We start from the raw sequence: 26,758 nt of genomic DNA on the forward strand, positions 1-26,758 counted from the left end.
TCACGGAGGCCGGCGGGCAGATCCGCGACACCGAGGGCCCCCCCTGACCCCGCCGACGGGGGCACCGGCGGGCTCGGGCGCCCGACGTCCCCGCGGCGCCCGCCGCCAGGCCTTCCCCTGGCCCGCGCACCGCACCCGCCCGCCCCGGCCGTCCACCAGTGGAGCGAACTGTCGTACGACATCAGCGGTGACGGTACGAAGCCCGAGATGCGGATCGGTTCGAGCAGCTGGGTCTGGAAGCGGTCCGGCCTGTCGGTAGGCGACCAGCGGTACGCCCACGGCGTCACCGTGCACGGCCGCTCGTCCGTCGCCATCGACCTCAACCGCTCCTGCTCGTCGTACGACGCGCTCGTGGGGGTGGACGACATGACGCTGAGGCTCGGCAAGGTGTACTTCTCCGTCTACGCCGACGGCGCCCGGCTGTGGCGGTCCCCGCTGGTCGAGGGCGGCGACCCGGCCGTGCCCGTCCATGTGAACCTCACCGGCCGCAGCACGGTCCGGCTGGTGGTGGAACCCCGCAGCGCCCTCGACAACCTGATGCCGGTGGACTGGGCGGAGTCCACATTCACCTGCGGCTAGGACCTGTCGCGGGTACGGCGGTTCACGTCATCCGGCCGCCGGCATAGGCGCCGCGCGCCTCGTCCAGCGGGGACCGCCACAGGCGATCCACCGCTACACCCGCCGCCGCGCCGCGCAGTGCCTTGCGGACGACACGGGCCTCGACCAGACCGGCCTCCGCCAGCAGCGGAGTGTCGAACAGGGAGACCAGGGAGTCCGCCGCCACCCGCAGCCCCGTGCGCTCCGCGGCCGCCGCGGTCGCCTGGGTCGGGGCGCCCCAGCCGGGCGGCAACTCCCGGACGCCGGCCCCTTCCAGCACCGTACGCAGGATCGCCGCCCGCGCCCCCGGCCGCACCCGCAGCGCCTCGGGCAGCGCCCGCGCCGCCCGCACGACCTGGTTGTCGAGGAACGGCGCGTGCAGCCGCTGGAAGCGGACCTCCGCGGCCTGCTCCAGCACCCGCAGATCCGCCGCATGCCGCGCCAGCGCCGCTCGCGCACGGAAGTCACCCGGCCGCTGCCCCGGCCCCACCAGCTCCGACCGGTGGGTCGCCGCCTGAAGGCGAACCGATACTTCAGCGAGTGCCTCGCCGGTCAGCCAGCGCGCGGCCGGCCCGGGTCTGCCCCAGGTCAGCGCGGCGAGCGAGGCGTCCAGCGCACCCCCGGGCGCGTCGAGGCCGTCGTCGGAGCGAGGGTCGAGGAGGCGTTCGGCGAGGGACTCGAGACCCGACCGGTAGGGCGTCCGGGACAGCCGGCGCGCCGCCGCGTACACGCGCGCGGGCACCAGAACCGACCCGTCGGCCTTGGCCAGCGCGGCGACCGGCCGTACGAGATGCCGCCGCCGGCGGTCCATCAGCAGGTCGGCGAGGCGCGCGGGATGGGCGTCCAGCACCTGCCGCGCCCCGTACCCCGTGAAGTGGTCCGCGCTGCCCGCCGCCAGCCGGGCCCGATGCCGCGCCGCCGACACCAGACACGGCCCGGGTTCATCGGTCAGCGGCCCGTCCAGGTCGGCATAGGGGAGGGTCTCCTCGCCGCCCGCCACGACGACGTGGTGCAGCCGCGGGTTGGCCGCCAGCGCGCCCGCCCGCTCCAGTTCGGCCTCCCGCCCCCCGACGGCGAGGTCGTTGAACGTGACGGCCAGCAGCCGCTCCCCCGCGCCCGTGCCGTGCCCCAGCACCGTGCCCGGCATCCCGGGGAGCCCCGCGGCCAGCAGCGCCAGTGCCCCGGAGGCCGGCCCGCCGGACAGGTCCGCTCCGATCCCCGGCACCGGCATCCCGCGCGCGGCCCGTCGCTCGGCGGGTCCCATGCCGGGCACGGGGCCCGGGTCTATGTCCATCCCCGGGACGTGCCGCGGAGCGGACAGCCGTGTCCGTACGGCTTCCACGAGCGCGTCGCGCACCGCGTCGACCGCGCTGTCGGGATCGGCCGGGGGCGCCGCGACGGCCAGTGAGGCGACCGGCTCGTACCCGGCGATCTCGCGCGCCCCGGCGCGCAGGATGAGGGCATGCCCGGGCGGAATGCGCTTCACGCCGTCGTACGGCGTGGAGTCGTGCAGCGCGGCGGGCACGTCCGGCGCGGCCAGCAGCGCCGCGAGATGCCCGAAGTCGAGGTTGGCCTCGATGAGGTCGGCCAGCGGCAGCGCGGCGGTCGCGTACGCCGTACCGCCGGCCCAGGGCGTGTGGAACACCGGCCGTGCGCCCGCGAGATCGCCGCAGACGGTGATCCGCCTGCCGACCTGGACGATCGCGGTGTAGCTGCCCGACCAGGCGGTCAGATGCCGAAGTGCACCGCCGCGTGCGGCGAACAGCGCGACGCGCAGCTGTTCGTCGGTGGCGCCGCAGATGCCGAGGACGGCGATCCTGGTCCGGTCGTCGGCCTTCACGACCCGTACCTCGTCGGGGCGCCAGTCGCCGACCGCCCACAGCGGATCGGGATCGCCCCACAGGAGTTGGGACCCCACCGGGTGCAGCGTCTCACCCTCGCTGCCGGTCGCCCCCGCCGAACCGGCAGCGACGGCTGCCGCGGCGGTGCTGCTCCATCCCACCAACCACCGCATCGCCGCCTCCACAGGCTGTGGACAACCAGTGCACCGTACGAACCGGTTCACCATGCTGCCATGAAGGAAGCGTTCCAGAGGGTGCCGACGCCGCTTGCGCTCCGCCGAATGCGCCCCGGCGGAGCCACCCACACCGTCCCGAACCCCCCGAACACCCGCACACCGCCCGCGAACTCGGGCGGGCAGGACAACGCGGGACGGGGAGGCGGACACCCCGACGACCGAAGACAAGATTGAAGACGAGACCGGGAACGAGACCGATGGCGAGGCCGAGGCCGAGGACAAGACCGAAGACGAGACCAAAGGGCCGGCCAAGAATCAAGGCACGCCAGCGACATGTCTGCGGTACGACTGCGACGCGAATGCGCCCCCGAAACGCGCCCCAATCACACCCGACGCGCCCTCAAGTGCCGTGGTAGGAGCCTTGATACCCCACGACCGACGGGGTCGATTTTCAGCCAAATCGGCGTGACCCGCGCAGCTTCGAACACTCTCCGTACAGGCTCGGCAGCCGCCACCCGGTCGCGCAGTCCGGGAGACGGAGTACGTCTCCCGGACCGTTCCGCCGCCCGCGGGGATGTAGGCGGCGGTGTCCCCCAGCCCACTGGATCCAGTACAGCGGGCCGACCCACGCAACGACCATGGAACCGCTCCCGCGGTGGCCGGAGAAGAGCGCACGAACAGGCGCACGGCCACACAGCGGGAGCACGTCGCAACAGCCCGTATCTGAACCGCACTTCAGTACGGACCACAATCCCGCCAACCGGAACAATGCCCCTTAACGCTTGGGATGCGGCGAACTACGCTGGGTTTACGAATGCCGCGTGGTTATGCCAGTGCCGGCAGCCGTCTGTGTCGAGGGGTGGCTCATGTCCAGGGAGCAACGCGGGCCGAACGAGAAACTCGGCGCCGTTCTCGCCCTCGCGGGAATCAGCAACGCGGGCCTCGCGCGGCGTGTCAACGACCTCGGCGCCCAGCGCGGTCTGACGCTTCGCTACGACAAGACGTCGGTGGCGCGCTGGGTGTCGAAGGGCATGGTGCCGCAGGGTGCGGCGCCGCACCTCATCGCCGCCGCCATCGGCCAGAAGCTCGGCCGCCCGGTGCCGCTCCACGAGATCGGCCTGGCGGACGCGGATCCCGCGCCCGAAGTCGGCCTCGCCTTCCCGCGGGACGTCGGCCAGGCGGTCAGGTCCGCGACCGACCTCTACCGCCTCGACCTCGCCGGCCGCCGGGCCGGGTCCGGAGGCATCTGGCAGTCGCTCGCCGGATCGTTCGCGGTGAGCGCATACGCAACGCCCGCCTCACGATGGCTGATAACCCCGGCCGACAGTTCGGTCGCGCGTGACGTGGGCCCCGGTGAGGGCTCCGGCGCACCGCTCAAAGTCGGCCACAGCGATGTGCAGAAGCTGCGGGAGGCCGCCGAGGACGCGCGGCGCTGGGACTCCAAGTACGGCGGCGGCGACTGGCGTTCGTCCATGGTCCCCGAATGCTTACGGGTGGAGGCAGCGCCCCTGCTGCTCGGCTCCTACTCGGACGAGGTGGGACGGGCCCTCTTCGGCGCCTCCGCCGAACTCACACGGCTGGCAGGCTGGATGGCCTTCGACACCGGCCAGCAGGAAGCGGCCCAGCGGTACTACATCCAGGCCCTGCGCCTGGCCCGGGCGGCCGCTGACGTCCCCCTCGGGGGCTACGTGCTGGCCTCCATGTCCCTCCAGGCCACCTACCGTGGCTTCGGCGACGAGGGCGTGGACCTCGCCCAGGCCGCCCTGGAACGCAACCGCGGACTGGCGACGGCCCGCACCATGAGTTTCTTCCGTCTCGTCGAGGCACGCGCGCACGCACGCGCGAACGACGCCCCGGCGGCCGGCGCCGCCCTGAAGGCGGCCGAGAGCTGGCTGGAGCGCGCCCGCTCCGGCGACAACGACCCGAGCTGGCTCGGCTTCTACTCCTACGACCGTTTCGCCGCTGACGCCGCCGAGTGCTACCGCGACCTCAAGGCGCCCCGCCAGGTCCGCCGCTTCACCGAGCAGGCCCTGTCGAAGCCGACCGAGGAGTTCGTCCGCTCGCACGGTCTGCGCCTGGTCGTCTCGGCGGTCGCGGAACTGGAGTCGGGGAACCTGGACGCGGCGTGCGAGCAGGGGGTGCGGGCGGTGGAGGTCGCCGGGCGGATCTCCTCGGCCCGCACCACCGAGTACGTCAAGGATCTCCTGCACCGTTTGGAGCCGTACGGCGACGAGCCCCGGGTGGTGGAGCTCCGCGAGCGTGCCCGGCCGCTGCTGATGACTCCGGCGTAAACCCGAGCAGGCATGCGACCCGTCCCGCGTTTGAAGGCATTGTCAGTGGCGCAGTGCACTATCGAAGCGGGAGGTGGTGCGAGTGCGGATCACATACGACTGTGACGTGCTGGTGATCGGCGGCGGCATCGTCGGCCTGTCGACGGCGTACGCGATCACACGCGCCGCGCCCGGCACACGTGTCACCGTCCTGGAGAAGGAACCGGGCCCGGCCCGCCACCAGACGGGACGCAACAGCGGCGTCATCCACAGCGGCATCTACTACCGCCCCGGCTCCCTCAAGGCGCGCTACGCGGTGCGGGGCGCTGCGGAGATGGTCAAGTTCTGCACCGAGTACGGCATCCCGCACGCGGTCACCGGCAAGCTGATCGTCGCCACGGACCGCGCGGAGCTGCCCCGCCTGCACGCGCTCGTCCAGCGGGGCCGGGAGAACGGCATCCCGGTGCGGGAGCTGGGCGGCCCCCAGATCGCGGAGTACGAGCCGGAGGTGCGCGGGCTCGCCGCGATACACGTCGGGACGACGGGCATCTGCGATTTCGTCGCGGTCGCCCGCCAGCTGGCCCACGGCTCGGGCGCGGAGATCCGCTACGGCACGCGGGTCGTGCGCGTCGACCGGCGCCCCGAGCGGGGGGTCGCCGTGCTCACGGCGGCGGGCGATGTCGTACGTGGGCGGGTCCTGGTGAACTGCGCGGGTCTGCAGTGCGACGAGATCGCCCGGCTCACCGGGGACGACCCGGGCATGCGAATCGTGCCGTTCCGGGGCGAGTACTACGAGCTGGCCCGGCCGGAGCTGGTGCGCGGCCTGGTCTACCCCGTGCCCGATCCGGCGTTCCCGTTTCTCGGGGTGCATCTCACGCGGGGTATCGACGGGGGTGTCCATGTCGGGCCCAACGCGGTGCCGGCCCTGGCCCGCGAGGGCTACGGGTGGGGCACGGTCCGGCTGCGCGAGCTGGGCTCGACCCTGGCCTGGCCCGGCTCCTGGCGGATAGCCCGCCGGCACTGGCGGTACGGGGCGGGCGAGCTGCGGCGGTCCCTGTCCAAGGCGGCGTTCACGGATGCGGTGGGCCGGCTGCTGCCCGGGGTGTCCGAGGGCGACCTGGTGCCGACGGCGGCGGGTGTGCGCGCACAGGCGGTTCTCCGTGACGGAACCCTGGTCGACGACTTCCTGATCCGCGAGGGCGCGAGAACCGTCCACGTCCTCAACGCACCGTCGCCTGCGGCCACGGCGTCGCTGCCGATCGGCCGCGAGGTGGCCCGCCGAGCACTGAGCGCGCTGTGAGGCGCTGAGGGCCGCTCCTTGCCGACACCGGGTGGGCCCGCGCCCCAGCGTCTCGGGCTGCTCGGCGTCGGTGCTGGGGCGGGGTGGGTCCGCAGCCCGGCGGAACGGGGTGCCTCCCCCAAGCTCTCGGCTTCGCTCGAGCAGGGGGGACCCCCACGCCCACCCGTGCCGCCCCCAGCGGCACGCATGCCCGCAGCTAGGCGGGACGGGCGCCCGCAGCTGGGCGCGCCACGACGCTCCCGCACCCGCCGGACGACGCAAGGGGTCGTGTCGGGGGGTGTCCGCCCGCAGCGGTTGGCGCGTCAACGGACAGTCAGTCGGTATGAAGGTCCATCGCGCCGTTCCGAGGACGGACACCCCCCGGCGCGGCCCCGACCCAGCACCCGGCGTCAGGCGAAGCACCGCAGCCGTAAAATCAGGGGCACTGTGTCTGACTCCGCGAACCCCACCCCCGAAGCCCCGAACCCGCACGCGTCCCCGGACCCGGCCCCGCACACTCCGGGTGTCTCCGTCCGGCGTACCCGGGCCAAGGGCGAGCCGCGTTTCCCGGACGGGCCGAAGGCCGACCCCGCCGGGTCGCACTTCGAGCGGCGGATCCGGAGTTTCCAGCCCCGCCGCAGCCGCGTCACCGCCGGTCAAGCGGACGCGCTACAGCGCCTGTGGCCCAAGTGGGGCCTCGACATCGACGGCAGCCGGACCCTCGACCTGCCCGAGCTGTTCGGCAACGACAACCCCGTCGTCCTGGAGATCGGCTTCGGCATGGGCGAGGCCACCGCCCAGATGGCCGCCGCCGCCCCCGCCACGAACATACTCGCCGTCGACGTCCACACCCCCGGCCAGGGCAACCTGCTCAACCTCGCCGACCGCAACGGTCTGTCCAACATCCGCGTCGGCAACGGCGACGCGATCATCCTCCTGCGCGAGATGCTCGCCCCGGACTCCCTCGGCGGCCTCCGCGTCTACTTCCCGGACCCCTGGCCCAAGAAGCGCCACCACAAGCGCAGGATCATCCAGCCCGACTTCCTCACCCTCGCCGCCACCCGCATCAGACCCGGCGGGATCGTCCACTGCGCCACCGACTGGGAGCCGTACGCGGAGCAGATGCTCGAGGTCCTCACGGCACACCCCGACTTCGAGAACACGCAGGCGGACGGTGGTTTCGCGCCGCGCCCCGACTTCCGTCCGCTGACCCGTTTCGAGGGCCAGGGACTGGACAAGGGACATGTCGTGAACGACCTCCTCTTCCGCCGCGTACAGCACGTGGACCAGCCCCCCGCCGGCGCCTGACCACCCCTGGCACCTCTCCCGCCTGCGGACAGCGCCCATCCGTCGTTAGGGTCAATGCCGTGGCCACCAGCCCCCCACATCCGTCGTACCCCGCCGGTCCCACCGACGGCTCACCCTTCGCCGGCTCGGGCACAGCCGGCTCCTCGCGGCACGCCCACTGGTGGCACCGCCCCTGGGTGCGCTACGGCGCGCTGAGCACGCTCCTCGCGATATCCGGCCTGGTCATCCTCGCCCTGGTCCGCGAGGAGACCGGCACGGAGGGGTTCCTGGTCGGGCTGGGGCTGGCCGTCCTCCCGGTGCCCCTGCTGATAGCCGCGTTCCGCTGGCTGGACCGCGTGGAGCCCGGCCCCTGGCGGAACCTGTTGTTCTGCTTCGCCTGGGGCGCCTGCGCGGCGGCACTGATAGCGATCGTCGCCAACAGCTTCGCGACGAGATGGATAGCGACGGCGACGGCGGACCCGTCCAGCGCGGACACCCTCGGCGCGACGGTGATAGCGCCGGTGGTCGAGGAGTCGGCCAAGGCGGCGGCCGTCCTCCTGGTCTTCCTCTTCCGGCGCCGCGACTTCACCGGCATCGTCGACGGGGTCGTCATAGCCGGCGTGACGGCCACCGGCTTCGCGTTCACCGAGAACATCCTCTACCTCGGCACGGCCTTCGGCACCGACCAGCTCACCGGCGGCAGCGGCATCGCCTCGGTCACGGCGGCGACCTTCTTCGTGCGCATCATCATGTCGCCGTTTGCGCACCCGCTCTTCACGGTCCTCACCGGCATCGGCTTCGGCATCGCCGCACTCGCGGCCCACCGCCGACCGCTGCGCCGCGTCGCCTTCCCGCTCGGCGGGCTGCTGCTCGCGATGGGGATGCACGCGATGTGGAACGGCTCGTCGGCCTTCGGCGAGTACGGGTTCTTCGCCGTGTACGCGGCGTTCATGGTGCCCATTTTCGGGCTGCTGACGTGGCTGGTGATCTGGACGCGGCAGCGGGAGCTGAAGACCGTACGGGCGGAGCTGCCGGCCTACGCCGTGGCCGGCTGGCTGACCCCGGCCGAGCCGTACGCGCTCGGCTCGATGCGGGCCCGGCGGATCGCCCGGCAGTACGCCCGCCGGCACGCGGGCAGGGCGGCGGCCCGGGAGGTGGCCCGCTACGAGGCGTACGCGACGTCCCTGGCGTTCCTGCGGCACCGGGCCCGGCGAGGCAGCCCCGGGGCGGACTTCGCCGTACGGGAGCGGGAACTGCTCGGCGAACTGTGGCGGCGCCGGGAGGTGGCCCGCCCCGCGCTGGACCACGCGGCCCGGATCACCGCCCCTCCGGTCCCGGTGACGGCCCCGCCCTGGCCGGTGTACGGGGTGTACGGGTACGGCCACCAGCCGACGGCGTACCCCGCGTACAACCCCTACCGCTCCTAGGGCTCCCGGGTCCCGCTCAGGCCGAGGCCTCCGTGAGCCGTGCCACCTCGGCCTCCGAGAGCGTCAGCTCCCCCACGCCGAGCAGCGCGGACAGCTGCTCCACCGTCCGCGCGGAGGCGATCGGCGCCGCCACGGTCGGCTGAGCGGCGAGCCAGGCCAGGGCCACCGTGGCGACGGGAGCGTCGTGCGCTGCGGCGACCTCGTCGAGGGCGTCGAGAACCCGCCGCCCCCGCTCGGTCTCCAGATGCTTGGCGGCGCCGCCCGCCCGCGCGCTCTCGACCCGCGTACCGGGCCGGTACTTGCCCGTGAGGAAGCCGGACGCGAGCGCGTAGTACGGGACGGCGGCGAGGCCGGCCCGCTCGGCGAGGTCCTGGAGCTCGCCCTCGTACGTGTCTCGGGAGACCAGGTTGTAGTGCGGCTGGAGGGCGACGTACCGGGCGAGGCCCTCGCGGTCGGAGAATTCCAGGGACGCCCGCAGCCGCTCGGCGGAGATGTTGGAGGCGGCGATGTGCCGCACCTTGCCGGCCTTCACGAGTTCGTCGAGCGCGCCGATGATCTCCTCGACGGGCACCTCGGGCTGGTCGAAGTGCGTGTAGTAGAGGTCGATGTGGTCGGTGCGCAGGCGTCGCAGGGAGGCGTCGGCGGCGGCCTTGATGTTGGCGGCGGACAGGCCCCGGAATTCGGGGTGCTGGCTGACCTTCGTGGCGACGACGACGTCGGAGCGGTTGCCGCGTGCTTCGAGCCACGTGCCGAGGATCGTCTCGGACTCACCACCCTGGTTGCCGTCGACCCACGCCGAGTACACGTCGGCGGTGTCGACGAAGTTGCCGCCGGCGGCGGTGTAGGCGTCGAGGACGGCGAACGACCGCTCCTGGTCGGCGGTCCAGCCGAAGACGTTGCCACCGAGGGCGAGGGGGAAGACCTCGAGGTCGGAAGTACCGAGCTTACGAAGAGACGTCATGCCCGGTGTCAACGACCGCAAGGGAAGACCTCATTCCGCTACGGATGCAAAACTCCCGTAAACACCGGGTGTACCGCTTACGGGTTCAGTCCCTTGCCCCGCAGCCAGGCCAGCGGGTCGATGCCACTGGCGGATCCACCGGAGTGGACCTCGAGGTGCAGGTGCGCCCCGGTGACGTTGCCGGTGGCGCCCACGCGGCCGATGACGTCGCCGGTGCTGACCTTCTGGCCGACGCTGACGCCGATGGAGGACTGGTGCGCGTACCAGATCTCGGTGCCGTCATCGAGGGTGAGGACGGTCTTGTAGCCGTAGGAGCCGTTCCAGCCCGCCTCGGTGATGGTGCCGCTGTGGACGGCCTTGATCGGTGTGCCCGTGGGGGCGGCGAAGTCGAGGCCGGTGTGGTAGCCGGAGGACCAGTAGGCGCCGGCCTGGCCGAACGTCGAGGTGAGGGTGTACGAGGAGGTCGGCAGCGTGAACTGCTTGGCGAGGGCGGCGAGCCGCTCGGCCTCGGCCTTCTTCTCGGCCTCCTCCTCCGCCTTCCTCTTGGCCTCGGCGGCCTTGGCCTTGGCTTCCTGCTCCGCCTTGGCGACCGCTTCCTTGGCCGCCTTCTCGGCGGCGGCAGCGGCGTCCTCGGCGGCCTTGGTCTCGATCTGCTCCTGCTGGTGCTCGACCTGCGCCATGATCCGGGCGCGCAGCGCGTCACCGGCGCCGGCACGGGCGCCGGACGCGTCCTCCGCCGTGTCCGCGGCGGCGGTGCCGAGGCTGCTGAGCGGGGTGGCGGAACCTTCGGGGGTGTCGTCGTCCGAGATGAGGGAACCCACCGAGGGCAGGTCCGGCACGGAGATGGACACCGGGGGCTTGCCGGTCTGGGCACTGGCCATGCCGCCGGCGCCCACGGCGGCTATGACACCGACGCCCAGGACGGTGGAGCTGCGGGCGAGACCTCCGCCGCGCTGCTTGGTGACGCGATGCCGGCCACGGACGGGACGGATGGACTCCTCGGTGGGGTTCCACTCCTGGAACGGGCCCTCGTCGGTGCGCTGGCCGCCGAAGCCGAAGGTGTCGTTCTCGCGCTTCGGCGCGTACGGGGCCGCGGGGGCAAGCCGGTTGGACGCCACGTGGGCGTACTCCTTTCCTTCCTTCTCGCCTACCGGGTTAGCTGACGGGTTCGGAGCAGGAAGGTCTCCTACGCGCGTATACCTGCCGTGCTTCCACGGTGGCATCCGCCCGATTCACCCCAAGTGGTGGTTCCCCGGTTCCCTTTCGGGATTCGGCGCGTGCGCACGGAGCCGCCTTCTGTGACGGCTGGGACGACCGCGCTGCGTTATCGAACGTTAATGGAGGCGCGAGGGGTATTCCAGCGGTTCCACTTGATCATTAACCTTTTTCGCGCGGACTTACCTGCCATGACCGGACCAAATCGGGCGAGTTGACCGCATCGCAAGTGACTGACGGTTTTTGACGGTGCGTCAGTTGTTATGCGGAACGGGACGGTTCGCTCACCGACCGTAGTGAGCTACCGAGGCAACCAGCGGGAAAGTACCGGGGCGACATCGAGAAAACACCGAGGGCCGGAACCCTTTCGGATTCCGGCCCTCGGCCTTCAGTAGCGGGGACAGGATTTGAACCTGCGACCTCTGGGTTATGAGCCCAGCGAGCTACCGAGCTGCTCCACCCCGCGTCGTTGTGTCACCAGTGTACGCCATCCGCGGGACCACTCGCGCACACCCACCGACCGGGCCGCGCTCAGCCCGGCAGATGCCGGTTCGGCGCCTTGGCCCGATCCTCGTGTTCCGGGAGGACGACGACCTCCACCCCCTCGGCCGCGAGGAGGCCGCTGCCGTCGGCGTCCGTGACGAAGGTGTCGGGCTCGCGCCAGGCCGTGACGACCCGCCGTACACCCGCGTCGAGGATCAGCCGGGCGCAGGGAGCGGGGCGCGAGGCGCGGCGGGCGCACGGCTCCAGGCTGCTGTACACCGTTGCGCCGGGCAGGCGCGGGTCGGCCGGATCGAGCTTGGCGAGGGCCGCCTCCTCGGCGTGCACGACCGGGTCGCCGGCCTCGCGGGAGTGGCCGCGGGCCAGTTCCGTGCCGTCGGCGGCGACCACGACCGCGCCCACGCTGAACGCCGTGTCCGACGGCGGACACCGTTCGGCCAGCTCGCAGGCGAGGGCCAGCCAGTGGTGGTCGGCGGCGACAGGCAGGGGGCCGGTCCCCGGGGCGGTCGGCTCGTAGCGCATCAGGACCACGTCCTCGATCTGCCGCGACTCCCGCAGCCGGAGCCGGCCGCCCTGGTAGCCGCCGGGGCCGAAGAGACGGGGGGCCCGGGGGTCGCCCACGAAGAGCGGGGCGAGGACCAGCTGGAGTTCGTCGGCGAGGCCCTGGGTGAGGAGCTGGGTGTGGATCATGCCGCCGCCCTCGACCATGAGCCGCCCCACACCCCGGACGTCGTGCAGGTGCGTGAGCAGCCGCCGCCAGTCGAGGTCGGCGCCGAGCGGGACGACGTCGGTGGCGAGGCCCAGGGCCCGGGCCCGCTCGGCGCCCCGGTCGGTGGTGTAGAGGACCTTCTCGCCGCCGGTGTGCCAGAAGCGGGCGTCCGGGTCGAGGTCGCCGGAGCCGCTGACGGTGACCTTGAGGGGGTACTCGGGCTTGCCGGCGGCCGTGCGGGCGGCCCGGCGCTGCTCCGAGTACACCAGCAGCCGCGGGTTGTCGGCGCGGATGGTGCCGGCGCCGATCAGGATGGCGTCGACACCGGCCCGGACCTCGTCGACCCGGTCGAAGTCGGCCGGGCCGGACAGGAGCAGCCGGTCGGGTCCGGTGTCGTCCAGGTAGCCGTCGAGGGAGACGGCGGCGGACAGCAGGACGTACGGGTGAGGCATCGGTGCTCCGCGGCTGGTCGGGACGGCGGGACGGGACAGGGCTTGGTTCAAGTTTGAAACAAACCTACACTGGCGGCATGACGACTCGCTGGCTCAGCCCCGATGAGCAGCGCGCCTGGCGCGCCTACATCGCCGCCTCGCTGCTCCTGGAGGACGCGATCGACCGGCAGCTCCAGCAGGACGCCGGCATGCCGCACCTGTACTACTCCATCCTGTCGGTCCTGTCGGAGTCCCCGGAACGGCGGCTGCGCATGACCGATCTCGCCGAGCGGCTGAAGATCACGCGCAGCCGGCTGACGTACGCGGTCACGCGGCTGGAGAAGGACGGGATGCTGCGGCGCGAGGCCTGCCGCCACGACAGGCGCGGCAGCATCGCGGCGCTGACGGACGAGGGATTCGCCGTGCTGGAGCGGGCGGCGCCGGGTCATGTCGAGACCGTGCGGGGCTTCCTGTTCGACCGGCTCAGCGAGGAGCAGGTGGGGCAGCTGGAGGAGATCTCCGCGGCGATCGCGCAGGGGCTCCAGGAGGACGGGACCCGGCCGGCGGCGGACGACGTGCCGTGGCGGCGGAGGTCGTCGCCGTCCTGTTCGTGACGCGCATCACACCGGGTCGGATTCTCATTGCTTCAAATTTCAAGCACGAGTAGGGTTCCGATCGTGGATCTGCTTCAAATCTGAAGCACTACGGCTGTGCAGCCGAACAGGAACGGAACCCGGAGGCCCCGCATGCCCGACACCCCCGCCGTCATCGCCACCCCGCGCTCCCGCGTCCGGGTCCCGCTGCGCTTCCACGACGCCTACGAGACCGACGCCGAACTCGTCACCTTCCACGGGCTGGCCGACGGCCAGGAGCACGTCGCCGTGGTCCTCGGCGAGCCCGGCCCGGTCCCGCTGGTGCGGCTGCACTCCGAGTGCCTGACCGGGGACGTGTTCGGCTCGGCCCGCTGCGACTGCGGCCCGCAACTGCGCGAGGCGGTCGAGAGCATCGCCGAGCGGGGTGGCGTGCTCCTCTACCTCCGCCAGGAGGGCCGGGGCATCGGCCTCTACAACAAGCTCGACGCGTACGCCCTCCAGGACGAGGGGCTCGACACGTACGAGGCGAACGCGGCGCTCGGGCTGCCCGAGGACGCCCGCGACTACACGGCCGCGGCCCAGATGCTCAGGGCCCTGGGCATCGGCGAACTGGACCTGCTCTCCAACAACCCCGACAAGGCCGACCAGTTGCGGTCCCTGGGCGTCGGCGTCCGCGACCGGATCCCCACGGGCGTCTTCACCACCGCCCACAACGTCCGCTACCTGCGCGCGAAGGTGATCCAGACGCAGCACACGCTGCCGCTCGCCGCACTGACGGAGCTCAGCGCCGGCTGAGCCGCCCCCGGTCCGGCCGGGCTCCGAACCGGGCTGCTTGTCCCTCGGTTCATCGGGTACAGCCTTTGAATGAGGGCGACCTCATCAGTACCCGGAGCTTTATGGAAGTGACCGTTTCGTGACCGATCTCGGCGGCCCCGGCCACCACCGGGCGAAGGGACCGGGCGACGGCCCGGAGACCGTCGCATCGCAGATCGCCGATGCCGTGGAGAGCCTGACGGCCCTGTGGACGATCGCCGCGCAGGAGGCGTCCCTGCGCCTGTCCCTGCACCAGTTGCGGGCGTTGCGCACCGTGCAGGCGGCGCCCGGCCTGAACCTGACGGCGCTGGCAGAGGGTCTGGACATCGGCCTGCCCACCGCCAGCCGCCTCTGCGACCGCCTTGCGGCGGCCGGCCTGCTGGAACGGACCCCGCACCCCGACACCCGCCGGGAGGTCCAACTGTGGCTCACGACACACGGACTGCACGTCCTCGGCGATATCGCAGGCCGCCGCGCCCAGGCCCTGGCCACGGCCCTGGCCGCGATGGAGCCGGCCGAACGGGCGGCGCTGAGCAGGGGGTTGCGGGGTTTTCTGGTGGCGCAGGAGGCGCCGTCCGACACCGACGGGGCGCAGGGGCATTGACGTAGGACCTCGGGCTTCCGCGCGCCCGGTCCCTCAAGGCCCGATCCCTCGAGGCCCGATCCCTCGAGGCCCGGCCTCAAAATCCGGCCCCTCAAAGCCCGGCCTCAGAACCCGGCCCCTCAAGAGCCGGCCTCAAACCCCGACCCTCGACGCCCGGCCGCCCCTCACGTCCCCGAGCCGTGGTGGCTCACGCCGCCGGCGGTCAGGACCGCCACGCACGTGTCGTCCCGTACCGGCCGGGCCGCGCTGCCCGAGTCCCGGAGCACCACCGTGGCCGCCACCGCCGGGTCGCAGCCCGGCAGCACGTCGTCGTCGGGCGGTGTCCAGCGGCTGGGCAGGCCGTCGCTGTGCAGGACCAGCAGACTGTCCGCGTGCCAGGGAACGCGCTGTACGGGCACGGAGGCCGGGGCCTGCGCGCCCACGATGCCGGGGTGCGACAGCAGCGCCTTCCACGTGCCGTCGGTCCGCAGCCGGGCGCCGACGTTGCCGATGCCGGCGAAGCTCAACTGCCCGGCATACGTGTCCAGTTGGGCCACGGCGACGGCCGCGCCCCGGGTGGGCCGCAGAGCCCGGCCCAGACTCCGCAGGATCTCGGCGGGCGGCAGCTCGGCCAGGCCGCGCAGCTCCTTCACCGCCAGGCCCGAGGCCTCGGCGGCCTTCTCACCGTGCCCCAGCCCGTCGGCGAGCAGCAGGGTCAGACGGTCACCGCCGCGTACCCGGCCCCAGGCGTCCCCGGAGTACTCGGCCCGGCCGAGAGGGACGTTGACGCCCCCGGCGCGCGGACCCGGCGGGGGCGGCCCCTGGTTGCGGACGGCGGGCTCGTGGCCGATCCGGGCCATCACGACGGTGCCCCGGCCGGGCGCGCTGTGCAGATCGAAGTCGTTCGCTATGCGCCGGCACGTGCCGAGCCCGGCGCCGAGCGAGGCGGCGACGGTCGTGGTGTAGCCGTCGCGCATGGCCGCCGCGACGTCCGGGATGCCGGGGCCGTGGTCGAGGGAGACGAGCTGCACGGCCGCCCGGCGGCCGTCGTCGTGCCCCCGCTCGACGAGGTTGATCAGGATGCGCCCGCCGTCCGCGTGCCGCAGCAGGTTGGTGGCCAGCTCCGTCGCCACGAGCGCGGCGGTGGCGGTGCGGCTCGAGGACAGGCCCGCGCAGGCGCTGGCCTGCTCGACCGCCACCCGCACGTCCCGCACCCGGGTCGAGTCGTCCACCGGCACGTCCCAGACCCTGCTCATCAGGGCACCGTCCGGGAGGGCGGTACGACGGTGGCCCAGGCCGTGACGGTGACGGTGGTCCCCTCACCGGGCCTGCTGTCCACCTCGAACTCCTGCACCAGCCGCTTGGCGCCGCTCAGGCCCAGCCCGAGCCCGCCGCCGCTGGTGTAGCCGTCGGTCAGCGCCTGGTCCAGGTCCCGGATGCCGGGCCCGGTGTCGACGAAGTCCAGCCGCAGCCCGTGCGACGACCCGGCGTCCAGCGGGGTGATCCGCACATGGCCGCCCCCGCCGTGGACGAGGGTGTTGCGGGCCAGCTCGCTCGCCGCGGTGACGAGCTTGGTCTGCTGCACCAGCCCGAACCCGAGCTCGGCGGCTGCCTGCCGGACCTGCTGCCGCACCCACGCCAGATCGGCGTCCGAGCCGATCGGCAGGGTGGCCGGACCGGCATGGCGGGAAGCCTGCATCACGGACTCCCCTCGCCCCGGCGCGTGGTCACGCCCAGCAGCTCCATGGCACGTTCGACGTCCAGGGCCGTCCGCAGGCCGGGCAGGGTGAGCCCCAGCTCGACCAGGGTGATGGCCACCGCCGGGCGCATCCCGGCCAGGACCGTACGGGCCGCCAGCAGCTTGGCCCCGGCGGCGATCTCGGCGAGGACCCTGCCCAGGAAGGAGTCGACGATCTCCACGCCGGAGATGTCGATCACGACCCCGCTCACCCGGCTGTCCGAGATCCGGGTCGTGATGTCCTGCTGGAGCTGCTCCGCCATCCCGTCGTGCAACTCCCCCTGGAGGGTGACCAGCAGGACATCGCCCAGCTGGAGGACCGGCACGGTGAAGCCGTGCCCGGCCGCGGGCCCGTGTCCCGCGAAGGCGGTCACCGCGTGCCCGCGTCCGCCGCCGCGCCGGCCGCCCGCAGCGGTGCGATCTCGACCCCCTGCTCGCTCAGCGCGTACGCGAGCGCGTCCGCCAGGCTCGAGCGGGTGAGCACCGTGCCGAGGTCGATGCCCAGGTGGACGATGGTCTGCGCGATCGCGGGCCGGATGCCGGACACGATGCACTCGGCGCCCATCAGCCGCGCCGCCGCCACGGTCTTCATCAGGTGCTGGGCGACCAGCGAGTCGACCGTGGGCACGCCGGTGATGTCGAGGATGGCGTACCGGGCGCGCTCGGCGACGATCGCGTCCAGCAGGCTCTCCATGACCACCTGGCTGCGCGCGCTGTCCAGGGTTCCGATCAGCGGTACGGCGACGGTGCTCTCCCACAGCTTGATCACCGGGGTGGCCACCTCGTGCAGCTGCTCGCGCTGCCGGGCGATCAGCTCCTCGCCCGCGCTGACGGTCGTCTCCATCACGACCAGGCGCAGCGTGCCCATGAGCACGGTCAGGGCGACCACGGCCTCCTGGGCCTCGGGGGCGTAGGGCTCGGGGAACTCGGCGCGCAGCAGCTCGGTCACCGGCTCGCGCAACGCGGCCACCTCGGCGGCGACGCCGTCCGGGTCGGTGCCCGTACGGGCGCGGGAGGCCGCCATCCGGCCCAACTGGTCGCGCACGGCCTCGAATCCGGACGCCCGGATGTCGTCGAGCCGCCCGGAGGCCGCCACCGCCGCCAGCGCCGCCGTCACGGCCCGGCCCGCTTCCACCGCCTCGTCCCGGGACACGGTGAAGACCGTGCGGAACAGCGCGGCGTCCGCCCACCGTTGGGCGATCTGCTCCCGTCGCCGCTCCAGAAAGGCGCTCACCTGGTATGCGGCCAGCTCCTGTTCCGCGTTCTCTTCCGACACCGACACTTGCATCGCTCCCTTGCACGGGCCGGACCGAGGTCGCGCTAGAGCGCCTCAGCCATTACTTGCCGTATGACAAACATTAGTGCCGGCGTCCGGCACCACCAAACAACTGCTCACGGGCACCCCCGACCTGCGCCTTCCCCGTCCCTCACCGACCACGCCAGTCCAGACACACCACGAGGGCGTCGTCGTCCGGGGTCGACCGGCCGCGGTGGCCCGTCAGTTCGCGCAGGATGGCCCGGGGCACCTCGGCGGCCGGCAGCAGCCGGGTCGACTGGATCGCCCGGGCCAGGGCGGCGTCCCCGTAGGCCTCGCCGCCCGGGGAGGCCACGTCGTAGACCCCGTCGCTGACGAAGACCAGCCGGTCGCCGGGCTCCACGTCGAACTCCTGGACCACGTAGTCGGTCTCCTCGAACATGCCGAGCGGCAGCTGGGCGTCGAAGGGCACCCGCTCCACCACGCCCCGGCGCAGCCGCAGCATCTGCGGCGACCCGGCGTCCACCGCGCGGACCCGGCCGGTGGCCAGGTCGAAGTCGAGCATCAGCATCGAGAGGTAGCAGCGGCCCCGGTAGTGGGCGTACACCGCCTGGTCGGCCAGGGCCGCCTGGTCGTCGATGGGCAGCCCGGCCCGGCGCGCGTTGCGCAGGGCGTTGATCGCCAGGTTGGTCAGCAGGGAGGCCTCCATGCCCTCGCCCATGCCGTTGGTGACGTAGAGGCTGAGCCGGTCGGCCGAGGCGGACCAGTCGAAGTTGTCGCCGAAGATCGCGTACGCCGGTTCCAGCTGCGCGCCCAGCTCGTACTCGGGGCGGGCGCAGGAGCGGCCCGGCAGCAGCTGCCACTGCATCTCGGCGGCGAGCGTGAGCCGGTCCCGGCGGCGCGCCTGGAGGTACAGGTCGGTGTCCCGCTCGGCCACGTAGACCTCGTGCCCGAGCACCTCGGCGATCTCGGCCAGCTCGCCCAGGCAGTCCTGGGCGTGCTCGCCGCCGGGCAGGGTCACGGTCAGCACACCGAGCCGGTCGCCACGCACGGTGACGGGCAGGTGGGCCCGCACGAGGTCGCCCGAGAGGGCCTCCACGTGCGGTTCCTGCGCGCCGAAGGCCCGGCCCGCCGGGCTGCTGTGCACGGACACCGGCTGCAGGGTGTGCGGCAGCTCGGACACGGGCTGAAGCACCGTCAGTCCGTAGTCGGCCAGGAAGAGCTCGACGGAGTCCGCCGCGTACTGATCGGTCAGTACGCCACGGACCGCGTCCAGCAGTTGATGGGGGGCCGCCGTGCGCAGAGCGCGCTCGGCGGCCACGAATCTGCTCGTGATCGTGGTCACGGTGGTCTGTTCACCATCCTCGGTGGGACGCCGACGCGTCCTCGAAACGGGTCTTGTGCACGGGCCGGTAAGCGGGTCCCGGGCGGTTCAGCTCACGCCTAGTACGCTGACGGCCATCCCGGCGCCTGCGAGAGTGTGACTGTGACTTCCCTCCGACCCCGCCCTGAGCCAGCAGAGGTCGCCCGTGTGACCTCCACGGCCGCGGAGTTGCTGGAAGTCCTGTGGGGCCGGGCCTCGACCGCGCCGGCCTCCGCGTCCCAGCTGCGGGTGCTGCTCATCCTCGAACACCACGAGGACATCAACCTGCGCACGCTCGCCGACTCCCTGGCCTCCACACCGCCCTCGACCAGCCGGCTCTGCGACCGGCTGCAGGCGGCCGGGTTCGTCGAGCGCGAGGTGAGCGAGGCCGACCGGCGCGAGGTCCGCCTGCACCTCAGCGGCCGGGGCCGCGCCTTCCTGGACGACCTGCGGATGCGCCGGGAGCAGGCGCTGGGCGCGGTGCTCGACCAGATGCCCGCCGCGAAGCGGGTCGCGCTGCTGCAGGGGCTGGAGGCGTTCTGCGACGCGGCGGCGGCCCAGATACACGACGACTCCGAAGACTCCCGCTCGTCCGGTGCCCGGACTGCCTGAATTACGCGCCGCCCCGCACGGAGTCTTTCCTTCCGGTCTCTTCCCCGAGCACGTTCGGCATGCCTAGGCTGTTGCCCTCCACCTATAGTTGTCAAACGACAACTGTCCGTTCCGCGAGCCCCTCGGTCTTCTCTCCCGCACTCCACCGCCCGCCCTCCCTGCTCGTACCGTCGCAGTACCGGTCCGAGTACCCCGACACCGCCTCGACCTGCGCCGACTGTGGTCTACGTCTCGTCGGGGCATATGCGGGGCATGACCGGGGCGAGCGCGGGTAACGGCGCTGGAGGTGGCCTGTCGGGGGATCGGAGCGGGCCGGAACAAGAGGGAGGGCCCGTGACGGCGACCATGCGCATCGGCACGACGACGGATTCCGCCACCTGCACCGGTGAGGAACTGCCGCAGATCGCCGAGCCCCAGAAGCTCGCCCCGCAGGACGCGCGCGGGCTGACCGGACAGTTCCTCGACCGGCTGGCCGTGCTCGAGGAGGGCACGCCCGAATACCAGTACGCCCGCAACACGCTCATCGAGATGAACATGTCGCTGGTGCGCTTCGCGGCCCGCCGGTTCCGCACCAGCGGACAGTCGATGGAGGACATCGTCCAGGTCGGCGTCATCGGGCTGATCAAGGCCATCGACCGGTTCGAGGTCTCCCGCGAGGTGCAGTTCACCAGCTTCGCGGTGCCGTACATCGTCGGCGAGATCAAGCGGTTCTTCCGTGACACGTCCTGGGCCGTGCACGTGCCGCGCCGCCTTCAGGAAGCCCGTACGGAACTCGCCAAGGCCACCGAGGAGCTGGCCTCCCGCCTCGGCCGCGCGCCGAAGGTGGCCGAACTGGCCGCTCTGATGAACCTGTCGGAGGAAGAGGTCGTCGAGGCCCAGATCGCCGCCGCCGGCTATGTGTCGTCCTCCCTCGACGCGACGGTCACCGGCGACCCGGACGAGAGCGAGACGACGCTGTCGGCGTTCATCGGCGAGGAGGACCCGGCCCTCGAACTCGTCGAGGACTTCCACGCGCTGGCCCCGCTGGTCGCCGAACTCGACGAACGCCAGCGCCTCATCCTGCACCTGCGCTTCGTGGAGGAGCTGACCCAGGCGGAGATCGGCGCCCGGCTCGGCATCTCGCAGATGCACGTCTCCCGGCTCATCTCCCGCACGGTCGCCCGCCTGCGGTCGGGGATGCTGGCCACCGGCTGACCCGCCCCCCACAACGACAAGAGCCCCGGTCCGGAGACGATCCGAACCGGGGCTTCCTTGTAGGCCCTGTGGGACTCGAACCCACAACCAATGGATTAAAAGTCCACTGCTCTGCCAATTGAGCTAAGGGCCCAGGCGATGTTGCCCCCACGAGCATAGCCGGACGATGCCCAGTCTCCGATCGGGTATCGGTGTCCCGGCCCCGTCAAAGGGACGAACAGGGCCGATGAGCGCCACCGACCGGCCGGTTCGGGCGTGTCAGTGCCGGCCCCGGAGCGCCCGCCGCAACGACGGAGCGCCGTGGCCCGCCCGTTGGGGCGGAGCCACGGCGCTCGTCATGCGCTGATGTCAGCCGTTGCGCTTCCAGCGCGGCTTGTCGTCGCGACGCTGGAACGAACCACCGCCGCGGTGGTCGTCACGACGGCCCGAGGGGCGGTCGTGACCGGAGGAGCGGAAGCCGGGGCGGTCGCCCTGACGGTCGCGGTTGAAGGGTCGGTCGCTGCCACGGTGTCCACCGCGCTCGTCACGACGCTCGAAGGAACGGCCCGGGCGGTCGTCGCGGCGGAAGCCGCCACCACGGTTGTCGTCACGACGCTCGAAACCACGGCCACCACGGTCGTCACGACGCTCGAAGGAACGGCCACCACGGTCGTCACGACGGTCGTCCCGGCGGAAACCGCCACCACGGTTGTCGTCACGACGCTCAAAGCCACGGCCACCACGGTCGTCACGACGCTCGAACGAACGGCCACCACGGTCGTCGCGGCGGAAACCGCCACCACGGTTGTCGTCACGACGCTCAAAGCCACGGCCACCACGGTCGTCACGACGCTCGAACGAACGGCCACCACGGTCGTCACGACGGAAACCGCCGCGGTCGTCACGACGCTCGTAGGAACGCCCGCCACGGTCGTCCCGGTCCGCCCGGTCGACGTCCTGCGCCGCCGGCTGCTCGGGCACGGACACCTCGGCCGCCGCAGCCGCCACCGCGGCCTGGGCCTCGGCCACCGCGGCCTCGGGGTCCTCACCCTGCTCGCGGGCGATCCGGGCGACCAGGCGGTCGGCCTCCTCGCGCAGCTCGTTCGCACGCCGCTGCGCCCGCTCCAGCTCCTTGGTGAGCGAGGCGACCTCACGCTCGGCCTGCTGCGCGGCGTTGCCCACGGACTCGGCCTGGACCTCGGTCATCGACCGGGCACCGGTGATCTCGGCGACCTCCGGGTCGAAGGCGCCGGCGCCCTGGATGATGTGGCGCGAGGCGTCGACGCCCGCGTCCTCCATCAGCCGGAAGATCTGACGCCGCTGGTGCGGCAGGGACAGCGACACGACGGTGCCGGAGCGGCCCGCACGCGCGGTACGGCCGGAGCGGTGCAGGTAGTCCTTGTGGTCCCCGGCCGGGTCCACGTTCAGCACCAGGTCGATGCCGTCGACGTGGATGCCGCGGGCGGCGACGTCGGTCGCGACGAGCGCGTTGACGTAGCCCTTCTTGAAGTCCTCCAGCACACGGGTGCGCGCGCCCTGCGTCATACCGCCGTGCAGCGCGTCGGCCTTCACGCCCGAGTCGCACAGCTGCTCGGCGATGCGGTCGGCGCCCAGCTGGGTGCGGACGAAGATGATCGTGCGGCCCTTGCGGGAGGCGATCGCGGCGGTGACCGGCGCCTTGTCCTTGGGCTTCACGATGAGGATGTGGTGCGACATGGTCGTGACGTTGCCCTGGGCGCTGTCGACCTCGTGCGTGACCGGGTTGCTCAGGTAGCGCTTGACCAGCGTGGAGATCTCGTTCTCCATCGTGGCGGAGAACAGCATGCGCTGGCCGCCGGCCGGGACCTGGTCGAGCAGCTCGGTGACCTCGGGCAGGAAGCCCAGGTCGGACATCTGGTCGGCCTCGTCGAGGACGGCGACCTCGACGTTCTCCAGGGAGCAGGCGCCGCGGTTGATGATGTCGCGCAGTCGGCCCGGGGTGGCGACGAGGATGTCGACGCCGCGCTCCAGGGCGTAGATCTGGTTGCCCATCGACGTACCGCCGCAGACGACCTTCATCTTCAGGCCGACGACGTCGCCGTACGGCTGGAGGGCGTCCGCGACCTGCATCGCGAGCTCACGGGTCGGGGTGAGGATGACCGCGCGGGGCTTGTGCTTCTCGGTGCGGCCGCCGGCGAGACGCGCCAGGGTCGGCAGACCGAACGACAGGGTCTTGCCGGAGCCGGTGCGGCCGCGGCCGAGGATGTCCTTGCCGGCCAGGGCGTCCGGGATGGTCGCGGCCTGGATCGGGAAGGGGGTGGTCACGCCGTTCTGCGCGAGCTTGCGCACAACGCCTTCGGGGAGACCGAGGTCCGCGAAGGTGGCCTCGGGGGCGTCCTCGGTTGCCTCGTTCTCGGGCACGACGACGTGATCAGTACTGGTGATGGACATGCGAATGCGAAACCTTCCGGAGTCTCAGTCGGCACGCGCCCGTCAACTCCGTGATTCGCGATTCGCAATACGACCGCCTCAATGCGGTCCACCACGGCAAGGGAGAGTACGCGCCACACGGCGCGCTCTGCAGTGGCGCCGGGCAAGATGGGATCAAACGATCTGCCACCATACGCACTCCGGGCCCCTCAAGGCAAACCGGACTGTCCAGGCGACAGTGGGCCACCGTCCGACGACCGGACAGCGTCCCGAGGGCTCCAACCACCCTCCGGCCGGGATTGTTCCCGCCCTCGAAGAAAATCCTCCCGCCCCTCCGAAGCATCCCCACGGCCCTACGCCGGCGACCCGGCCTCCGGCGCCGGCTCCCGCTGTGCGAGCTGCGGCCCGGGCGGCTCGTGCGCCGACGACGACGGCTCGGGCGTGGGCTCCGGTGACGTCGTCGGCTCCGGCGGCGTCGGCGTGGGCTCCGGTTCGGCCGTGCGGGTGGGCGTCGGCGGGGCCGGCGGCTTCGGCGTGGGCCGCGCCGGCTTCCCCGGCCTGTCACGCCCCGGCGCGGCCGGGCTCGCGTCGGCGCTCGGCGACGCCTCGGGCAAGGCCGACTCCCCCGACCGGCCGCCCTTGCCCTTCTTGCCCTTCCCGTCCTTGCCGCGGCCCCGCTCGCCACCGGCCCCGGCCGCGCCGAACCCTCCGCCGCCGCCCGACACCGCGGGCCCGCCGTCGGGCGCCTTGCCGCCCCGTTGCCCGGCGGAGTGCGACGGCTTGACGCTCCCGCCCGTGTCGTCGCCGACGCTCATGCAGCCGGCGGCAGCGGCGACCGCCACGACCGTGGCGGCCAGTCGGACGGGTACGTACAAGGGGCGCACGGGGCCACCTCCGGAAGGGGTGATGGAGTCAACACCTCCAACTCCCGCCGCCCACAAGAGGACACGCGCCCCGTATTCACAACCCGGTCAGCCGTATCCCAGGGCGTGAAGGCGCGCGTCGTCGATGCCGAAGTGGTGGGCGATCTCGTGCACGACGGTGATCTCCGTCTCCGCGACGACGTCCTCCCGCGACTCGCACATCCGCAGCGTCGGATTCCGGTAGACGGTGATCCGGTCGGGCAGCACACCGGCGTACCACTCACCCCGGTCGGTCAGCGGAGTCCCCTCGTACAGCCCGAGCAGCTCGGGATCGTCCGACGGCGGCTCGTCCTCCACGAACACCGCGACGTTGTCCATCAGTCGTGTCAACTCCGGCGGAATCCGGTCGAGCGCCTCGGCGACCAGCTCCTCGAACTCCTCACGCGTCATCTCCAGCACAGGCCCATTGTCGGCCACGACCCCGCCGTACGAGAGCCGTACGGCGCCGCATATCCGGCCCCGGACTTGGGCATACGGGATCAATGGCCCGCGTCCCCGCCGCAGTCCTGAGTGTCCTGAACCCGATCCGCAAGGCCCCGAGCGCCCTGGCCCGCCGTTATCGCTCCCGCCAGGCACCCACCACGATCGAGCTCGTGGCACAGCCGCACCCGTGGACCCGTGCCGTGGGACTCGTCGCCGTGGTCCTCCTCGGCGCCTGGCTGGGACTGCTGGTCGTGGGCAACGTCCGGGTCCCGGTCGGCCCCATGAACACCACCATGACCCTGCGCCCCTCCTTCACCGGCGGCACCAAGATCAACATCTCGCCGCTGGGCGCCCTCCAGCTGGACAGCCACATCGCCCCCGTCCGCCTGGACGTGAACGTCGACCAGCTCGACCCCGATCGCTCCCAGGCCCTCGTCGACCACCCCGAGCGCCTCTCCGGGCTCCAGGACGAGGTCACCGAGGACGTCGGCCGCGGCACCCTCGACCTGGCCGTGCGCTCCGGCGTCGCCGTCGTCGCCGGCGCCACCGCACTCGGCCTCGCCGTCTACCGCCGCCCGCGCCGCGCCCTGGCCGCCGGCGGCCTCGCCCTCACCCTCCTCGCCGCCTCGGGCGGCACCGCGTACGCCACCTGGCGGCCCGACTCCGTCCTGGAACCCAAGTTCTCCGGCCTGCTCACCTCGGCCCCCTCCCTGGTCGGCAACGCGCGCAGCATCGTCACGGAATTCGACGTCTACCAGAAGGAGTTGGCCCGCCTGGTCACCAACGTGACCAAGCTCTACGACGCCACCTCGACGCTCCCCGCCTACGCGCCCGACCCCTCCACGATCCGGGTCCTGCACGTCTCCGACATCCACCTCAACCCGGCGAGCTGGAAGATCATCGCCTCGCTGGTGGAGCAGTACAAGGTCGACGTCATCGTCGACTCCGGCGACACCATGGACCACGGCACCGCCGCCGAGAACGGCTTCCTTGACCCCATCGAGGACCTCGGGGCCCCCTACGTCTGGGTCCGCGGCAACCACGACTCGATGATCACCCAGCGCTACATGGAGGACCTGAAGAACGTCCACGTCCTGGACGACGGAAAGGCGCAGACGATCAAGGGCCTGCGCTTCGCGGGCATCGGCGATCCCCAGTTCACCCCCGACCGCTCGCAGCGGGCCGGCGCCGAGCAGTCCCAGGAACTGGCCGGGGCCCGTCTGGCCACGGCCCTGCGCGACCAGAGCACCGCGGGCACCCCGGTGGACGTGGCCGTCGCCCACGAGCCCTCCGCCGCCCGCGAGGTCGACGGCGAGGTCCCCCTCGTCCTGGCCGGCCACCTCCACCACGACGAGATGGAGGACCTGCCCTACGGCACCCGGCTGCGCATCGAGGGCTCCACGGGCGGCAGCGGCCTGCGCGCCATCGAGGGCAAGCACCCCGACCCCATCGAGGCGTCGATCCTCTACTTCGACCGCGACACCCGCCACCTCCAGGCCTGGGACGAGATCGAGCTGGGCGGCCTCGGCCTCACGACGGCCGAGGTCAGCCGTCACCTCCCGAAGGAGAACCAGCCCGGCGCGAGCCCGTCCCCCGGCGCCCCGTCCGAGGGCACTTCCTCGCCCTCCCCCTAAACCGTTTTGGCGATAGCTCCCGCCATCCCATATGCTTCTCACGTCCCCGACGCGCTGCGAAGCGCACAGGCGGGCCGATAGCCCTCATCGTCTAGCGGCCTAGGACGCCGCCCTTTCAAGGCGGTAGCACGGGTTCGAATCCCGTTGGGGGCACGCACCACCCTGTGCGACACTGTCGTACGAAGCTTGGTCCTGTGGAGCAGTTTGGAGTGCTCGCCACCCTGTCAAGGTGGAGGCCGCGGGTTCAAATCCCGTCAGGACCGCTGAGGTTTCACGTGAAACCTCGTGGCTGGGTAGCTCAGTTGGTACGAGCGATCGCCTGAAAAGCGATAGGTCGCCGGTTCGACCCCGGCCCCAGCCACAACCGCCCTCACCAGGGCCAGAGCCCCTCTCCTCACGGAGAGGGGCTCTTTCGTGCTCTTCCCGTCCGGGCACGGCGAGCCCGGGCCGACACCCGCCCCACCCGCCGAGACAAAAGCGTTAGCCATCAAATTCGGCGGGGTGAGATCCTGGATCCCGTATGTCTACGCACCCTGCCCCCGCCC

General features: G+C 72.2%; 23 protein-coding genes, 5 tRNA genes and 1 riboswitch. Of the genes, 14 read left to right on the top strand and 14 right to left on the bottom strand.

Annotated features, from left to right (window positions below; translation table 11 throughout):
* Nucleotides 1-168 precede the first annotated feature (168 nt).
* A complete protein-coding gene (locus K4G64_RS25885; protein ID WP_374206449.1) occupies nt 169-579 on the top strand; it encodes an NPCBM/NEW2 domain-containing protein in 411 nt (136 codons plus the stop codon).
* Between the two features lie 22 nt (nt 580-601).
* On the opposite strand, the gene K4G64_RS25890 is transcribed toward K4G64_RS25885, so the two are convergent.
* Nucleotides 602-2,611, bottom strand: coding sequence for an asparagine synthase-related protein (locus tag K4G64_RS25890; RefSeq protein WP_260460980.1), 2,010 nt, complete (start codon nt 2,609-2,611; stop codon nt 602-604).
* An 869-nt stretch (nt 2,612-3,480) separates the two neighbouring features.
* Between K4G64_RS25890 and K4G64_RS25895 the strand changes: the two genes are divergently transcribed.
* From K4G64_RS25895 to K4G64_RS25910, 4 genes are all read left to right on the top strand, one after another.
* Nucleotides 3,481-4,905, top strand: a complete 1,425-nt coding sequence (locus K4G64_RS25895) for an MFS transporter (RefSeq protein ID WP_221758406.1) — start codon at nt 3,481-3,483, stop codon at nt 4,903-4,905.
* A gap of 73 nt (nt 4,906-4,978) precedes the next feature.
* Nucleotides 4,979-6,184, top strand: a complete 1,206-nt coding sequence (gene lhgO / locus K4G64_RS25900; RefSeq protein WP_374206448.1) for an L-2-hydroxyglutarate oxidase — start codon at nt 4,979-4,981, stop codon at nt 6,182-6,184.
* A gap of 426 nt (nt 6,185-6,610) precedes the next feature.
* On the top strand, nt 6,611-7,471 hold the full coding sequence (gene trmB / locus K4G64_RS25905) for a tRNA (guanosine(46)-N7)-methyltransferase TrmB (protein WP_221758408.1): 861 nt from the start codon (nt 6,611-6,613) through the stop codon (nt 7,469-7,471).
* Between the two features lie 59 nt (nt 7,472-7,530).
* Nucleotides 7,531-8,877, top strand: coding sequence for a PrsW family intramembrane metalloprotease (locus K4G64_RS25910; protein WP_221758409.1), 1,347 nt, complete (start codon nt 7,531-7,533; stop codon nt 8,875-8,877).
* 16 nt (nt 8,878-8,893) lie between these two features.
* Here the strand turns inward: K4G64_RS25910 and K4G64_RS25915 are convergent, their stop codons facing one another.
* The 4 genes from K4G64_RS25915 to K4G64_RS25930 all read right to left on the bottom strand — a co-directional run bounded on the left by K4G64_RS25915 (nt 8,894) and on the right by K4G64_RS25930 (nt 12,715).
* Entirely contained in the window at nt 8,894-9,838 is a 945-nt protein-coding gene (locus K4G64_RS25915) for an aldo/keto reductase (protein WP_221758410.1), read from the bottom strand.
* 77 nt (nt 9,839-9,915) lie between these two features.
* A complete protein-coding gene (locus tag K4G64_RS25920; RefSeq protein ID WP_221758411.1) occupies nt 9,916-10,956 on the bottom strand; it encodes a M23 family metallopeptidase in 1,041 nt (346 codons plus the stop codon).
* Nucleotides 10,957-10,967: 11 nt separating this feature from the next.
* A riboswitch (cyclic di-AMP (ydaO/yuaA leader) is annotated at nt 10,968-11,124 on the bottom strand.
* A gap of 321 nt (nt 11,125-11,445) precedes the next feature.
* A tRNA-Met gene (locus tag K4G64_RS25925) sits at nt 11,446-11,519 on the bottom strand.
* Between the two features lie 65 nt (nt 11,520-11,584).
* On the bottom strand, nt 11,585-12,715 hold the full coding sequence (locus K4G64_RS25930; protein WP_221758412.1) for a dihydrofolate reductase family protein: 1,131 nt from the start codon (nt 12,713-12,715) through the stop codon (nt 11,585-11,587).
* A 77-nt stretch (nt 12,716-12,792) separates the two neighbouring features.
* Here K4G64_RS25930 and K4G64_RS25935 point away from each other — a divergent pair, with 77 nt between their 5' ends.
* The 3 genes from K4G64_RS25935 to K4G64_RS25945 all read left to right on the top strand — a co-directional run bounded on the left by K4G64_RS25935 (nt 12,793) and on the right by K4G64_RS25945 (nt 14,704).
* Complete coding sequence (locus K4G64_RS25935) at nt 12,793-13,308, top strand: MarR family winged helix-turn-helix transcriptional regulator (protein WP_221758413.1); 516 nt, start codon at nt 12,793-12,795, stop codon at nt 13,306-13,308.
* A 132-nt stretch (nt 13,309-13,440) separates the two neighbouring features.
* Entirely contained in the window at nt 13,441-14,082 is a 642-nt protein-coding gene (gene ribA / locus K4G64_RS25940; protein WP_221758414.1) for a GTP cyclohydrolase II, read from the top strand.
* A gap of 118 nt (nt 14,083-14,200) precedes the next feature.
* Complete coding sequence (locus K4G64_RS25945) at nt 14,201-14,704, top strand: MarR family winged helix-turn-helix transcriptional regulator (protein WP_221758415.1); 504 nt, start codon at nt 14,201-14,203, stop codon at nt 14,702-14,704.
* 164 nt (nt 14,705-14,868) lie between these two features.
* Here K4G64_RS25945 and K4G64_RS25950 read toward each other — a convergent pair whose 3' ends face one another.
* The 5 genes from K4G64_RS25950 to K4G64_RS25970 form a co-directional block, all read right to left on the bottom strand.
* The gene (locus tag K4G64_RS25950; RefSeq protein ID WP_221758416.1) at nt 14,869-15,939 is read right to left on the bottom strand and encodes an ATP-binding SpoIIE family protein phosphatase; all 1,071 of its coding nucleotides are present in this window, start codon (nt 15,937-15,939) and stop codon (nt 14,869-14,871) included.
* Nucleotides 15,939-16,382 (bottom strand): anti-sigma regulatory factor, encoded by a 444-nt coding sequence (locus K4G64_RS25955; RefSeq protein WP_221758417.1) that lies wholly within the window; start codon nt 16,380-16,382, stop codon nt 15,939-15,941. Before K4G64_RS25955 ends, K4G64_RS25950 begins: the two co-directional genes overlap by 1 nt.
* On the bottom strand, nt 16,382-16,795 hold the full coding sequence (locus K4G64_RS25960) for an STAS domain-containing protein (RefSeq protein ID WP_221758418.1): 414 nt from the start codon (nt 16,793-16,795) through the stop codon (nt 16,382-16,384). The genes K4G64_RS25955 and K4G64_RS25960 overlap by 1 nt, the downstream gene beginning before the upstream one ends.
* A complete protein-coding gene (locus K4G64_RS25965; RefSeq protein ID WP_221758419.1) occupies nt 16,792-17,709 on the bottom strand; it encodes an STAS domain-containing protein in 918 nt (305 codons plus the stop codon). Before K4G64_RS25965 ends, K4G64_RS25960 begins: the two co-directional genes overlap by 4 nt.
* 139 nt (nt 17,710-17,848) lie before the next feature.
* A complete protein-coding gene (locus K4G64_RS25970; RefSeq protein WP_308122490.1) occupies nt 17,849-19,021 on the bottom strand; it encodes a PP2C family protein-serine/threonine phosphatase in 1,173 nt (390 codons plus the stop codon).
* 135 nt (nt 19,022-19,156) lie between these two features.
* Here K4G64_RS25970 and K4G64_RS25975 point away from each other — a divergent pair, with 135 nt between their 5' ends.
* Complete coding sequence (locus K4G64_RS25975) at nt 19,157-19,651, top strand: MarR family transcriptional regulator (RefSeq protein ID WP_221758420.1); 495 nt, start codon at nt 19,157-19,159, stop codon at nt 19,649-19,651.
* A 333-nt stretch (nt 19,652-19,984) separates the two neighbouring features.
* Nucleotides 19,985-20,845, top strand: coding sequence for an RNA polymerase sigma factor SigF (locus K4G64_RS25980; protein ID WP_221758421.1), 861 nt, complete (start codon nt 19,985-19,987; stop codon nt 20,843-20,845).
* A gap of 60 nt (nt 20,846-20,905) precedes the next feature.
* On the opposite strand, the gene K4G64_RS25985 is transcribed toward K4G64_RS25980, so the two are convergent.
* The 4 genes from K4G64_RS25985 to K4G64_RS26000 form a co-directional block, all read right to left on the bottom strand.
* Nucleotides 20,906-20,978, bottom strand: a tRNA-Lys gene (locus K4G64_RS25985).
* 215 nt (nt 20,979-21,193) lie between these two features.
* Entirely contained in the window at nt 21,194-23,254 is a 2,061-nt protein-coding gene (locus tag K4G64_RS25990; protein WP_221758422.1) for a DEAD/DEAH box helicase, read from the bottom strand.
* Nucleotides 23,255-23,586: 332 nt separating this feature from the next.
* Nucleotides 23,587-24,117, bottom strand: coding sequence for a hypothetical protein (locus K4G64_RS25995; RefSeq protein ID WP_221758423.1), 531 nt, complete (start codon nt 24,115-24,117; stop codon nt 23,587-23,589).
* 87 nt (nt 24,118-24,204) lie between these two features.
* On the bottom strand, nt 24,205-24,555 hold the full coding sequence (locus tag K4G64_RS26000; protein WP_031108284.1) for a metallopeptidase family protein: 351 nt from the start codon (nt 24,553-24,555) through the stop codon (nt 24,205-24,207).
* An 83-nt stretch (nt 24,556-24,638) separates the two neighbouring features.
* Here K4G64_RS26000 and K4G64_RS26005 point away from each other — a divergent pair, with 83 nt between their 5' ends.
* From K4G64_RS26005 to K4G64_RS26020, 4 genes are all read left to right on the top strand, one after another.
* A complete protein-coding gene (locus tag K4G64_RS26005) occupies nt 24,639-26,213 on the top strand; it encodes a metallophosphoesterase (protein ID WP_221758424.1) in 1,575 nt (524 codons plus the stop codon).
* Between the two features lie 80 nt (nt 26,214-26,293).
* A tRNA-Glu gene (locus K4G64_RS26010) sits at nt 26,294-26,366 on the top strand.
* 35 nt (nt 26,367-26,401) lie between these two features.
* Nucleotides 26,402-26,476: transfer RNA gene (locus K4G64_RS26015), tRNA-Asp, on the top strand.
* A 24-nt stretch (nt 26,477-26,500) separates the two neighbouring features.
* Nucleotides 26,501-26,574, top strand: a tRNA-Phe gene (locus K4G64_RS26020).
* Nucleotides 26,575-26,758 lie beyond the last annotated feature (184 nt).

It is taken from the genome of Streptomyces sp. WAC04114 (assembly GCF_019733245.1).
GTDB lineage: Bacteria > Actinomycetota > Actinomycetes > Streptomycetales > Streptomycetaceae > Streptomyces > Streptomyces massasporeus_A.